We start from the raw sequence: 12,852 nt of genomic DNA on the forward strand, positions 1-12,852 counted from the left end.
CCATTCTCAAGATACCACCCAATATATCTAATAATTACTTTCTTCAGTCACCAGAACTTATCTGAATCCATCTTTAACCAAATCCGCCAGGGCAGGAATATTTTCTGCCGTAATAACTGCCGGTCCTGTGGATACCGGAGCTGGGGGAGGTGCAAATCCATACTTGGCATTTAAATAGGCAAATACGACACCAAGATAACCCTGCAGATATTGCTGCTGATCCATGGTAAACATGACTTTACCTTCCTGAATATATTCCAGTATCTTGGAAGAGCTATCCATCTGAGCTATCTTTACATCTTTTCCGACCTTTACTCCGTCTGCTTCTAAACGCGGGATAATGGTCTCTGTACGCATGGTATTTGAGCAGAAGATTGCATCAGTGTCGGGATGTGTCTTTAAATAAGCCGCTACCATCTCAGCTCCTCTAACCGCGTCATCCGTAATATCCAGGGCTTCCACCATTACGCCGTTTTCTTTCATGGTATCGATATAGCCTCTTCCCCTTGCTTCAATATTGGTTGCACCAGGGTGATGATTCGCAAAGATTGCCCGTTTGGGAGTAAACCTTTTCAATGTCTCCAGAGCTGCCTGTTTACCAATGAAGTAACTGTCTTCGCCAACATAGGTCAGAACGGGTATCCGGTCCGCTTCGGGTTCTCTAAGATCAGGTGCATTGATGGCTACTACCGGTAAACCTCCCGCAATAGCTGCCCGGAGAGATTCATCCATCCCCTCAGGTGCAGTAAGAGTACAAACTAAACCATCAGGATTACTTGCCAATGCCGCCTCTATATAAGCCATAAATTCCTCCAGCTTAAATTCTGTTGGCCCGGTATATATAACCTCCAAATCATCATAAAGAGTCCCTGCATCCAGTGCTCCCTTCTCACAAACCTTCCAGAATGGATCTGCAATACCACCATGAACGACTACATAAATTTTATATTCTTTTTCTGCCGCAAAAGAAATCAGAGCAAAACTAAAGAACAAAAAAATTACAACAAATATCAACAAACCTGTTTTTAAATTAGATTTCATTCTTACCTCCATTAAATATTTAAATTTTTTAAAACACATATAAAAAATATTTACCCGATACCTCACCTCCCCTTATTGACTTCCTGTTATGCCAAAAAACTTCTTTCTCAACACATTTCTCCAGGTAATTTTCTGTTTTTCAAGAAGCCAAAGTTAGTAATTTGACATTCCTATGTAACTATGAAATGATTTTTAGTTATTTCTAAATAATAAATAACTGAAGCATATACTTCATTGAATCAAGCTTTTTATATTTGATTAAAAAAATAATAAATATCAGTAAAACTTTTTGGTAATCCCAAAAATGAATATTTGTAAATCAATTCATCACATATTTTTTAGTAAAAGCTTCCATAATATAACAAAACAAATTGACTGTTAAAACATTGAAAGACTTCTTTTCCTCTCTCTACATCTGAAATCTAAAGGAAACGGAATAATGAAGACTGAAACATTGTCAGAATAATCAATTGATAAGACTCTATCGGTTGGACAGCAAGTTTTCATTGTCAAAGAACAAAATTAAATTTGCTGAAACACTGCTACATCTATACCAAATTGACTAAAATTGATTAATAGGTACTGTCTATTTCATTATACTTCTGGCAGATTCGTGCAATCGGTTGCATCAATAATAATATCATATAGAATATTTTTCTTCAATGAAATTTATATCAGTAAGCCATTCTGATATGAAAAAATCAACTCAATGAAAGACAACTTCTACCGTAACTCGCTTTTGACGTAGGACAAATAGATAATCCCCAACAGAATAATAAAAAAGCCGCTGATCTGGAAGAAATCGGGAATCTCCTGTAATATAAACCAGGCAAGAATTATGGAAATAGCTGGGTAAACAGAGATAATGGCAGTCGCCTTGGATAGATTAATACGCTTAATGGATTCATAGAAGGTATAATAAGTTAATCCATAAATAACAACTCCGTAGAAAATAAGAATACCGAGAATATTCAAATCTTTTAGGTGCTCAAATTGATTTACTCCAACCAGCTGACTTAATATAAAAAGAAAAATACCACCAAATAATGTCCTTCCTGCTGCAATAAAAAGAGGGCTTATTTCTGTTTGATTCAGCAGTTGTTTACTAAAAAGATGACCAGCCTGGTAACAGAGTGGGGTTAACAGAACCAGGATATCACCCCAATTCAATTTAAAAGTTCCCTGATAAATAACCAGCGATGTTCCGAAAATGATTAGCAGGGTGGAAATCATTTGTCGTAGAGTCACTCTTTCTTGAAGCAGAAGGTATCCTATAATCAAAGCATAAATAGGTTCTACTTGTAACAAAATAGCAGAATTTATGCCACTGGTTAATCTAACACCATAAAAAAATAGAATATTAGAGAGGGTGGTCCCAAAAAATCCAATAGATAGTAGAGAAAGAAAATATCTTCTTTCCATCAATAAAAAAAGTGATTTCCTTTTCAATAAAATAATTAAAATGAGACTTGCTGCGGCAATGAGATTGGTTAAACTGGCAAAAAAAAGTGGCTGCACTAAAGAAACCCCATACTTTCCTAAGATAGGCTGGGTGCCATGAATAAATACACAGATCATTACCAGAAGAACGCCTTCTTTTTCTTTTCTATCCATAAGCACTCTCTTCCCCCAGTTTTTATTAGTAATTAATATCTTTCTGGCTCAATAGGAGGTAATTCCAAACCATCAGGTTTAATTCTTATTCGCCCCAGCTCAATTTTAGCTAAATTATCAAGTGAAATAGGAATTGGTAAATAAGCAGTAATCTTCTTCCTCTCAAAATCAATATGCTTGATTATCCCTAAACCATTGCTCAGTCCTTCTGAATTAGTAAACGACACTAACAGGTGTTGGAACCAATTAGGAAGAATAACAAGAACCTGCTTTACCTGAAAATGTTTTTTTATCCTGGCCAAAGTATCTTTATTGGAAATACTTTGTGGTTTTGATAATAACATGAACAATCTACTATCGATTACTTCAGCCGAGATTGTCTCCAACTGAAACTCTTTCCAACATAAGCTAACTATATTTTTTTCTAAAAATAAACTAAAGCCAAAATTAAAATCTTTTATCTCTATTGCTGAGAAATCAATATCTCTTAACTGTGAATCTTTAAAATATATACTGAATTGTCTTCTCCTCCTTGCTTTCCTCTCCTTCCAATTTTTAGTGATAATGTTCTGATATGGTTTAATACGGTATGTTTTAATGGAAGGTTGGGCTTCTAATTCCAATAAAATTGGTTCTAACTCTTCATCAAATTGAAGTGCCACTAAAATAGCAGGATTAACCTTCTTAATCAAATTATTCTTTAAGTATACTCCGATTCTTCCCATTACCAATCCAGTAGTATCAATTAAAAGAGTATCTACTTTTATCTTTTGAGCAATAATATAGAGCTGACAAATTTTCTCCAGAAATATAGTAATACACTGCTCAGGAGATATAGCCCCAATGAAAAGCATACAGTCAATCGGGACAATACCATCTTCTACTCTTTTTTTATCAACAATACACATTCCAATGGTACCGGGAGGACCCAGGATTGATTGTCCAATATCAACATCAATTAGACCAATCTTTCTATTTCTCCTGCCAAGATAATGAATTAACAATTTAATAAAACTTGTTTTTCCGGAATCTGTTTTTCCTAAAACCATTACCGTCCCATCTTGACTCTGGATCTTCTGGACAATGGGCATCCAGTCTCCGGGCATGATTAATTCATTATCAGTTAAATTCAAGTTAGCTATCATTTGTTCCTCAGTCTAATTTAATAAAGGTTTAATAATTATGTTATAATAATGTTATCACAAATAATGGTAAAGAAAAATTATGTTATCTTTAAGCCATTACTCAAATTGTAAAAGACTATATAGACAAATAAAGCTTTTTATAATAATTGTGAGTATATTTATATTAAACTCTTCTATCAACCTGGTTTCTTCACAATCTTCCTCGGCAATTTATTCTTTAAAATTAGAGGGGACTATAAATCCCATTACCGCCCAATACATTATAGAGGGAATTAAAAAGGCAGAGGCAAATCAAATAGAATGTGTCGTCATTCAGATAGACACTCCTGGTGGTCTGGATGATTCTATGCGCAAGATTATTAAAGAGATGCTCAATACCCATATCCCAGTTATAATATATATTGCACCACAGGGGGCTCGGGCAGCTTCAGCTGGGGCTTTTATTACCATAGCCGCTAATATTGCCGCCATGGCTCCCGGAACCAATATAGGAGCTGCTCACCCCGTTGCTATGGGTGAGGAGCAGATTGATGAAGAAACAAAATCAAAAATAGTGAATGATGCTGCCGCCTATATCAAAACTTTAGCTAATAATAGAAACAGAAACGAAGCAATGGCTGAGAAATTCGTCAGAGATAGTATCTCTATAACCGAACAGGAAGCGCTGGAGAATAATATTATTGAATTTATTGCCCCAAGTCTGGAAGATTTAATTTTTATGATTGATGGGGTCAAAGTAACTACTGCCGAGGGGGACAAAAAATTAAATACCCTGGGCAAGGAAATCATTGAATATAAAATGTCCCTCAAGGATTTATTTCTTCATAATCTTAGCAATCCCAATATCGCTTATATCCTTTTATTTTTAGGTATTTATGGTATCCTGGGAGAATTCAGTAATCCAGGAACATTATTCCCCGGCATATTTGGTGGTATCTGCCTGATACTCGCCTTCGTTGCCTTTCAGATGATACCCATTAATTTTGCTGGTTTTATTTTAATCGCTTTAGGAATTATCCTTTTAATTTTTGAAATTTATACTCCCACCTTCGGTTTACTGACCCTGGGTGGAATAACCTCTTTAACCCTCGGTTCCTTTATGTTAACCAAGGATATGGCTCCCTTTTTAAAAATTTCAACTGGTATTATTCTTTCCATGGTTGTTGCCACGGGAGCCTTTTTCGTTTTTGCTGTAACCAAAGGCATCAGAATACAATGGAAAAAACCTATTTCCGGCAAAGAGAGTATGATTGGGATGATTGGTGTCGCCAGAACAAATTTAAATCCTGATGGACAAATCTTTATACACGGGGAAATCTGGCAAGCTACTATTTTAGATGAAAAACCCATTAAGAAGGGAGAAAAGGTCATTGTTGAATCTTTAGATGGACTTCGTCTAATCGTTAAAAAAACTGATAAAAAGGGGGAATAAAAATGAATCTTATCACGTCAACGAGTCTCTATCTGGGAATCCTGATTATAATATTTATCATACTATCTCAAGCAATAAGAATTGTAAGAGAATATGAAAGAGGTGTTGTCTTCCGTTTAGGAAGAGTAGTCGGAGCAAAAGGACCTGGTCTTATTTTGCTTATACCGATTGTAGATCATATGGTTAAAGTAAGTCTGAGAACAATCAATATGGATGTACCGGCACAGGAGGTAATAACCAGGGATACGGTTCCTATAAAGGTCAATGCAGTAATTTATTTTCGGGTAATTGATCCGGTAAAAGCAGTTATATCGGTAGAAAACTACATCTCTGCTACCTCTCAAATTGCCCAAACTACCCTGAGAAGTGTCTTGGGAGAAAGGGATCTGGATACCTTTTTATCTCAAAGAGAAAAAATAAATCAAACATTACAACAAATTGTTGATGAACAGACTGATCCTTGGGGAATTAAAGTTACTACTGTAGAAACAAAAGATGTGGAATTACCTGAAAATATGAGACGAGCAATGGCCAAGCAAGCAGAAGCAGAAAGAGAAAGAAGGGCAAAGGTAATACATGCAGAGGGTGAATTCCAGGCATCAGAAAAACTGGTGCAGGCAGCAGAAAAAATGAGTAAGCAACCGCTATCCCTGCAATTACGTTACTTGCAAACTCTGGGAATTATTGCTGCTGATAAAAATACCACTACTGTCTTCCCCTTCCCTCTGGAATTGGTTAAACCATTTGTGGATTTTTATGAAAAACAAAAAGAAAAAGTTTCTAAAACACCCGAAGAAAAGACCAAAAAATAGGATAATCAGGGGAAGTACCCCTGATTATCCTCCTTATTATTATAATAACTCCTCAATTTTATCCAAAGCAGATTTAATAAAAAATATTTCTGGTTTTTGTATAAGTTAGGCCATAAAAAGGATTGATATCACCTTATTATTTATTGATTATCTTATATACTTCGTCCCCGTCTCTCACTCTCTCTTTTATCCTGATACCGACAGAATCTCCGGCCTGTGCTGAATTTACTGGTTCCCTGTCAATTTGCATTGATTCAATTTCTTGCTCAAAATCGGTAGTATGACCACTAAAATATAGCGTATCTCCTACTTTAATTTCTCCTGAATCAATATCAATAGCAGCCACACCAATTTTGGCAAAATAATCAATAACGCGGCCAATTAATATCTTTTCCATTTTTAAAATCCTCCTTTTCTAACTAATTTTTTCTTTATTATAAAATACAAAAATAGAATTCCTCCAATTTCTGCAATCATGTATTATGCTAATAAGCCCTGCCAAAATATGCTATAGTTGAAGATTCTGTGCCACAAAAGATGCATTTCCCTTTTTCCTCATTTTGTTCCAGCGGTATACATCGAATAGTGGCTTTAGTATCTTTTTTAATCTGATTTTCACATTCCTCATTTCCACACCAATAAGCTGTTATAAAACCACGTTTCTCTTCTATTATCTGTTTAAAATCTTCATAATTTTCAGTAAATCTAATATTTTCCTCTAAGCGTGATCTGGCTTGCATGTATAGATTGTTTTGAATATCGGGCATCCATCTCTCCAAAGTAGAAACTAATTCCTTCTCTGATATAAATACTTTTTCCCCTTTATCCCTTCTTATCGCTGTAATTTGATTCTGAGCAAGGTCGCGTGGTCCGATTTCTAATCGAACAGGAACTCCTTTCATCTCCCATTCATTAAATTTCCATCCCGGCGTATAAGCATCCCGGTCATCCAGTTCAACCTTAAATTTTTCTTCCAACAATTTCTTGTATTCTTGAGCTTTATTCATTACTTCCTGTTTAGATTTATCAAAGAAAATGGGAACAATGACGATATGTATTGGGGCAACTTTGGGAGGTAATTTCAAGCCTCTTTCATCTCCATGAACCATAATTATCCCTCCAACCAGCCTAGTAGTAGTTCCCCAGGAGGTAGTCCAGGCCAACTGCTCTTGCTGATTTTCATCTAGAAAATGAATATCAAAAGCCTTAGCAAAATTTTGACCTAGATTATGGGAAGTGCCTGCCTGTAAGGCTTTACCATCACCCATTAAAGCTTCCAAAGCATAGGTATGCACGGCACCAGCAAACTTTTCCTTATTGCTTTTTCTCCCAATAATTACCGGAATAGCGAGGTCCTGTTCTATATAATCCTTATAGACAGTCAATATTTTTAAAGTCTCCTCTTCAGCCTCTTCCTTACTTTTATGTGCTGTGTGTCCTTCTTGCCATAAAAACTCTGTAGTTCTTAAAAAAGGACGGGTTACCTTTTCCCATCGAACGATGTTAGCCCACTGGTTGATTAAAATCGGTAAATCTCGCCACGATCGAATCCATTTAGAATAAAGACTACCAATAATGGCTTCCGAAGTTGGTCTTACCGCCAATCGTTCTTCCAATTTTTGATTACCGCCATGGGTAACCCAGGCAACTTCAGGGGCAAATCCTTCTACATGTTCTGCTTCCTTCTTTAATAAGCTCTCGGGAATAAAGAGAGGGAAATAAGCATTTTTATGACCGGTAGCCTTAATTCTTCGATCTAAACATTGCTGCATATTTTCCCATAATGCATATCCGTAAGGTTTAATAACCATACATCCTTTTACTAGTGTATAGTCTGCTAAATCTGCCTTCAAGACTATATCGATATACCACTGAGAAAAAGCTTCTTCCTTAGATGCGATTTCCTTTACAAATTTTGTCTCATCCATAACTATTCTCCTCTGTCACAAAGCATAAATAAGATAAATCAATTGCCAAAATTCTATCACATTTTACTCAAATTGTCTAAAGGTTAAACCCTACAAACAGGTAAGGGTATAATGGTCATATTAATGAAATATTTAAAAAGTTTTATCTACTTGAAAATATTCAAATTAGTTGTCTATACCTCAAATCTAGTATATATCAGTCAATCTCTAATTATCAACGTCTCAACAAAAAATATACTAACTAGACCACCACCATAATCCTTACCAACAATTTTTTATCTTAAAAATGGGATGCTTGCACAACTATTGGTAATATTCTATAATATTAATCATGAATATAAACAGATCGATTATGCCAATTTTAACTATCGTTTTTTTTATTACCTGTGTTATTTTCTCTTCTGCTCAGAATGAACCAAAAATAGGTTTAGCTCTAGGAGCCGGGGGACCTCGTGGATTTGCCCATATCGGCGTATTAAAAGTACTGGAAAGGGAAGGAATTAAAATCGATTACATTGCCGGAACCAGTGTGGGTAGTTTAGTTGGAGCCTTTTATGCCCTCGGTTTTGATTTAAAGGACATAGAGGATTACATTTTAGAAGAGAATTTTACAAAATACCTATCTTTTAAAAATATTACCTTTGAATTAGAAGAGTATCAGGATAAGAAAATATTGGGAATTTCAATAAATCTACCCAAAATGATAGCCGATGCAGCCTGGCCTAGAGGCTTGCTTTCTACTATTGCCATAAGAGACAAATTTGACCAGCTTTCTAATTGGGCACATTTTGAACATGATTTAAAGATTCCCTACAAAGCAGTGGCTACGGACTTAATAACCGGAGAGAAGATTATTATAGATAAAGGAAAGGTCTCTAATGCTGTAGCTGCCTCCATTTCTATTCCTGGCTTATTTTACCCCTTTGAATGTGAAGATGGAATTTTAGTTGACGGTGGTTTAAAGGACCCTGTTCCGGTGGATGTGGTACGGCAGATGGGTGCTGATATTGTAATTGCCGTAAGCTTACAGGAAATGACTGGAGAAAAGAAAGACCCTAATAATGTTATTTCTATTGTTGAAAGAAGCATGGATATTATGATAGAAGATTTAACTAATCTCTCTCTAAGAGGTGCTGATTTGATTCTCAAACCCCAATATCAAGGTGAGGTATCTTACTTTCTAAAGAAAAAAGAGCGAGTAGCAATTATTAGACAAGGAGAAATTGAGACAGAAAATAAAATTAATGAATTAAAAGAAATGATTAGAACTTTTTAGATACCCTGAATCAAACACATTAATTTCTTGACAAAAAAATATTTATTACTTAGTATTATTATACTAACAAAAATTCGCACATTTAATAATTAAATAAAAAAATCTAAATCAATGGCAAAGTAGGTTGAGTCAAGTATTTCAGAGAAAGGTATAGCAGGTGTAATTACCTTAATTGACTTTTAACCCAAATAGAGTCCATTGGTAATAAAAAAGGTTGGTTGCCTTTAAAATTACAATGAGTGGGAAAAATGATTCTTCGTTTTTCCAATCAGGGTGGCACCACGGGAGCATTATCTCGCCCCTCTTTCTTGATAGATTCAATATCAAAAAGAGGTAGCGAGATTTTTTATTTTTGCCTGCTTGTTATAAAATATAATTAGAATTGCATGAACTACAGGAGTATGTCATTATCATGGATCAATTATATATAATCTGGAAGGGTATACCCTCCCTATTGACAGGAACACTGGTTACCATTAATCTAACCTTATATTTTTTAGCACTGGGTTTTATACTGGGAATTATTTTAGCACTGGGGCGTGTTTATAGCCCTCCTGGCTTACAATTATTAATTATTTTACCCTTTGAACGTTTTTTTAGAGCTGTTCCAGCTCTTGTCCTATTATTTTTATTCTATTTTGGTTCCTCATTCTTTCATATTAATATAAGTGCTTTTATGGCTGCTGTCCTGGCTATGGGTTTACGCTCTGCTGCCTATCAATCTGAAATATTTAGAGGAGCAATTCAATCCATTGGGGAAGAACAGATGAAAGCAGCTCGTTCATTAGGTATGAATACACTGCAGTCAATCAGGTATGTAATATTACCTCAAGCTTTAAGGCTTTCTATCCCTTCCTGGTCTAATGAATATGCTGTTGTTCTAAAAGACAGCTCCTTAGCTTATGCGGTAGGAGTAACAGAGCTTTTAAGACAGGGTCGATACATTGTTGCACGTACCTTCGGTAATGCTCTGCTGGTTTATACCGTCTGTGCTCTAATATATTTTATCCTGGTTTTTAGTGGAAACCAGCTCTTAAGGATTTTGGAAGAAAAATACAAAATCCCCGGTTATGAAATAAAACAAAGTAGAAAGCAATCTGTCTTGGAAAGGATTTAACATGCCTAAAGTTATTCTAAAAGTAGAAAATTTACACAAAAGCTATGGAAAGTTAACAGTTTTAAAAGGTATCTCATTTCAGGTCAACCAGGGAGAAACTACTGTTATTATCGGTCCCTCCGGTACCGGTAAAAGCACCTTACTGACCTGTATTAATAAACTTACTCCACCTGACAAAGGTCGTATCTGGTTAGAAGAAATTGAAATAACCAATCCTAATACGGATATTAATATAATCCGTTCCTCTATTGGTATGGTCTTTCAACATTTCAATCTTTTTACCCACCTCACCGTTTTAGATAATGTTCGCTTAGGATTAACAGTGGTGAAAAAAATACCAAAAGATAAGGCAACTAATATTGGTATAGAAAAATTGAATCTGGTAGGATTGGCAGACAAACTAAATTCCTATCCTGCTGAACTATCCGGTGGACAGCAGCAACGTGTTTCTATTGCTCGTGCCCTGGCAATGAATCCCAAACTCATCTTATTTGATGAACCGACCTCTGCCCTGGATCCCGAATTAATTGGAGAGGTTTTAAATGTAATGATTAAACTTGCAGAAAGTGGAATGACCATGGTGGTGGTTTCTCATGAAATGGGATTTGCCCGATCAGTAGCTAACGACATTATTTTTATGGAAAATGGTGTAATTGTGGAAGAGGGTAAACCTGATACTATGTTCCACCATTCCCAGAATCCCAGAACCAGAGAATTTTTATACAAAATTACCGAACTTTATGGAGGAAGGTCAGAGTGAGGTTTTTAGAACTAACCTGGAATATTTTGCCAAAATTATTGGGAGGTACCGTCATCACTATAGAACTTACCATTATTGCCATCACCACAGGTGTCTTACTGGGAATCCCGGTTGCTCTGGGAAGAGTATATGGCTCTAAGTTAGTTTATACTATTTCTACATTTTTTGTGGAAATTATTCGTGGTACACCTTTACTTACTCAGCTTTTTATTCTCTATTTTGGTCTACCCTCTGTGGGTATAATGCTCTCACCATTGGTAGCAGCTATGATCGGAATGGGTATAAATAGTGCTGCCTATCAAGCCGAATATTTTAGAGGAGCGATTCAGGCTATCAGGAAGGAACAATTAATAGCTGCTTATTCTCTGGGGATGAAACAAATTCAGGTTATTAAACATATTGTCTTGCCACAGATGTTCCGATTGGCAATCCCTTCCTGGTCTAATGAACTGATCTATTTATTAAAATACTCTTCTATGGCATATATGATTCAGGCACCAGAAATTATGTCTCAAGGAAGGTTAATCGCCTCACGAAATTTCAGAACTTTTGAAGTTTTTATTGTAGTTGCCCTAATTTACCTTATTTTAGTTTTAGTTCTTTCCAAACTACTAGACCTGATGGAAAAAAGATTTCACATTCCAGGTCTATAAACTATGGAATACTGGGGGGGATGAAAACAAGCATTAACTGTTAAAAATGGAAATTTGTAAAAATTGTTAAAAAATATTCCTTAAGGAGGAAACAAAAATATGATTAAACAATTAGCTAAAAAAACAATTAGTTTCTTATTTATTCTTATTATGTTAGTAGCAGTCAATATGTTATCTTCTTCGGCTGCCTCAGAGAAAATTATTGTAGGAACTTCGGCAGACTGGCCACCTTTTGAATGGGTTGATGCAAACAATAATTTTGTGGGATTTGATATGGACTTAATGAAAGTAATCGCCAAAATTCAGGATTATGAAATAGAAATACAGGATATCGGTTTTGATTCACTTATTCCTGCCCTTCAATCTGATAGAATTGACCTAATGGCTGCTGGTGCAACCTTAACCAAAGAACGTCTAGAAGTTGCTGATGCCTCTAACACTTATTGGTCAGGTAGCCAAGGGGTAATGGTTAAAGAAGATTCAAAATTAAATATTGCAACTGCCTTGACTGGCGGAAATGCAATTGGGGCTCAAAGAGGAACAACACAGGCTGATTGGTTGGAAGAAAACGTGGTTCAAGCAAATGTAGATATTAAATTAGAGTTATATGAAACAAATGACTTGGGAATCATGGATTTAGTCAATGGACGTATTGATGTTTTTGTTGCTGATACTCCAGCAGCCGAAGCATTTGTCAAAAATAATCCCATCAAAATCGTCGGTACTATTAATACTGAAGAAGAGTATGTTTTCTATGTCCAAAAAGGTGATCCAAAAGGAATTCTTCCGGTAATCAATGAAGGATTAGCAAAAATTCAACAGACTCCAATCTGGGATAATTTAGTCAATGCTTACTTCATGGGAGATTTAAACAAAATTTCTGATTGTTATGCCCAATTTGGTTCATTGTTAGAGAAAGATGTAGAGGCTTTTGCTCAAAACTTGGCTGAATGCATGATGTCTGATTAAAAAAATTTCATGGTAAAGAGATTAAAAAATTATTAAGATGTTGAAAATGATTACACTCACTTCGGAATCGTTAAATCTATTTCAAAGTGAGTGTAATTTTATAAA

12 protein-coding genes are annotated in these 12,852 nt (G+C 35.6%); 7 read left to right on the top strand and 5 right to left on the bottom strand.

Annotated elements, in window-relative coordinates:
- Window positions 1–57: 57 nt before the first annotated feature.
- The 3 genes from PHD84_04090 to PHD84_04100 all read right to left on the bottom strand — a co-directional run bounded on the left by PHD84_04090 (window position 58) and on the right by PHD84_04100 (window position 3,800).
- On the bottom strand, window positions 58–1,041 hold the full coding sequence (locus tag PHD84_04090) for a sugar ABC transporter substrate-binding protein (protein MDD5636987.1): 984 nt from the start codon (window positions 1,039–1,041) through the stop codon (window positions 58–60).
- Between the two features lie 723 nt (window positions 1,042–1,764).
- Window positions 1,765–2,655, bottom strand: coding sequence for a DMT family transporter (locus PHD84_04095; protein ID MDD5636988.1), 891 nt, complete (start codon window positions 2,653–2,655; stop codon window positions 1,765–1,767).
- A 32-nt stretch (window positions 2,656–2,687) separates the two neighbouring features.
- Window positions 2,688–3,800, bottom strand: a complete 1,113-nt coding sequence (locus tag PHD84_04100) for a Clp1/GlmU family protein (GenBank protein MDD5636989.1) — start codon at window positions 3,798–3,800, stop codon at window positions 2,688–2,690.
- Window positions 3,801–3,948: 148 nt separating this feature from the next.
- Here PHD84_04100 and PHD84_04105 point away from each other — a divergent pair, with 148 nt between their 5' ends.
- Window positions 3,949–5,232, top strand: a complete 1,284-nt coding sequence (locus PHD84_04105; protein MDD5636990.1) for a nodulation protein NfeD — start codon at window positions 3,949–3,951, stop codon at window positions 5,230–5,232.
- 2 nt (window positions 5,233–5,234) lie between these two features.
- Entirely contained in the window at window positions 5,235–6,044 is an 810-nt protein-coding gene (locus PHD84_04110; protein MDD5636991.1) for a slipin family protein, read from the top strand.
- Window positions 6,045–6,180: 136 nt separating this feature from the next.
- On the opposite strand, the gene PHD84_04115 is transcribed toward PHD84_04110, so the two are convergent.
- Both PHD84_04115 and proS read right to left on the bottom strand, forming a co-directional pair.
- The gene (locus tag PHD84_04115) at window positions 6,181–6,441 is read right to left on the bottom strand and encodes a translation elongation factor-like protein (GenBank protein MDD5636992.1); all 261 of its coding nucleotides are present in this window, start codon (window positions 6,439–6,441) and stop codon (window positions 6,181–6,183) included.
- Window positions 6,442–6,529: 88 nt separating this feature from the next.
- Window positions 6,530–7,972: a proline--tRNA ligase gene (gene proS, locus PHD84_04120; GenBank protein MDD5636993.1), complete on the bottom strand. Its 1,443-nt coding sequence runs from the start codon at window positions 7,970–7,972 to the stop codon at window positions 6,530–6,532.
- A gap of 352 nt (window positions 7,973–8,324) precedes the next feature.
- Between proS and PHD84_04125 the strand changes: the two genes are divergently transcribed.
- From PHD84_04125 to PHD84_04145, 5 genes are all read left to right on the top strand, one after another.
- Window positions 8,325–9,248 carry a patatin-like phospholipase family protein gene (locus PHD84_04125; protein MDD5636994.1) on the top strand — a complete coding sequence of 308 codons (924 nt, stop codon included), beginning with the start codon at window positions 8,325–8,327 and terminating at the stop codon, window positions 9,246–9,248.
- Between the two features lie 412 nt (window positions 9,249–9,660).
- On the top strand, window positions 9,661–10,365 hold the full coding sequence (locus tag PHD84_04130) for an amino acid ABC transporter permease (GenBank protein ID MDD5636995.1): 705 nt from the start codon (window positions 9,661–9,663) through the stop codon (window positions 10,363–10,365).
- Window position 10,366: 1 nt separating this feature from the next.
- The gene (locus PHD84_04135; protein MDD5636996.1) at window positions 10,367–11,125 is read left to right on the top strand and encodes an amino acid ABC transporter ATP-binding protein; all 759 of its coding nucleotides are present in this window, start codon (window positions 10,367–10,369) and stop codon (window positions 11,123–11,125) included.
- On the top strand, window positions 11,122–11,778 hold the full coding sequence (locus tag PHD84_04140; protein ID MDD5636997.1) for an amino acid ABC transporter permease: 657 nt from the start codon (window positions 11,122–11,124) through the stop codon (window positions 11,776–11,778). Before PHD84_04135 ends, PHD84_04140 begins: the two co-directional genes overlap by 4 nt.
- Window positions 11,779–11,877: 99 nt before the next feature.
- On the top strand, window positions 11,878–12,747 hold the full coding sequence (locus tag PHD84_04145) for a transporter substrate-binding domain-containing protein (protein ID MDD5636998.1): 870 nt from the start codon (window positions 11,878–11,880) through the stop codon (window positions 12,745–12,747).
- Window positions 12,748–12,852 lie beyond the last annotated feature (105 nt).

Source organism: Atribacterota bacterium (assembly GCA_028717805.1).
Taxonomy (GTDB): Bacteria; Atribacterota; Phoenicimicrobiia; order Phoenicimicrobiales; family Stramentimicrobiaceae; genus Stramentimicrobium.

Coding starts and splice junctions, on each gene's coding strand:
- PHD84_04090 (MDD5636987.1), bottom strand. CDS start 1,041: ATGAAATCTAATTTAAAAACAGGTTTGTTGATATTTGTTGTAATTTTT.
- PHD84_04095 (MDD5636988.1), bottom strand. CDS start 2,655: ATGGATAGAAAAGAAAAAGAAGGCGTTCTTCTGGTAATGATCTGTGTA.
- PHD84_04100 (MDD5636989.1), bottom strand. CDS start 3,800: ATGATAGCTAACTTGAATTTAACTGATAATGAATTAATCATGCCCGGA.
- PHD84_04110 (MDD5636991.1), top strand. CDS start 5,235: ATGAATCTTATCACGTCAACGAGTCTCTATCTGGGAATCCTGATTATA.
- PHD84_04115 (MDD5636992.1), bottom strand. CDS start 6,441: ATGGAAAAGATATTAATTGGCCGCGTTATTGATTATTTTGCCAAAATT.
- proS (MDD5636993.1), bottom strand. CDS start 7,972: ATGGATGAGACAAAATTTGTAAAGGAAATCGCATCTAAGGAAGAAGCT.
- PHD84_04125 (MDD5636994.1), top strand. CDS start 8,325: ATGCCAATTTTAACTATCGTTTTTTTTATTACCTGTGTTATTTTCTCT.
- PHD84_04130 (MDD5636995.1), top strand. CDS start 9,661: ATGGATCAATTATATATAATCTGGAAGGGTATACCCTCCCTATTGACA.
- PHD84_04135 (MDD5636996.1), top strand. CDS start 10,367: ATGCCTAAAGTTATTCTAAAAGTAGAAAATTTACACAAAAGCTATGGA.
- PHD84_04145 (MDD5636998.1), top strand. CDS start 11,878: ATGATTAAACAATTAGCTAAAAAAACAATTAGTTTCTTATTTATTCTT.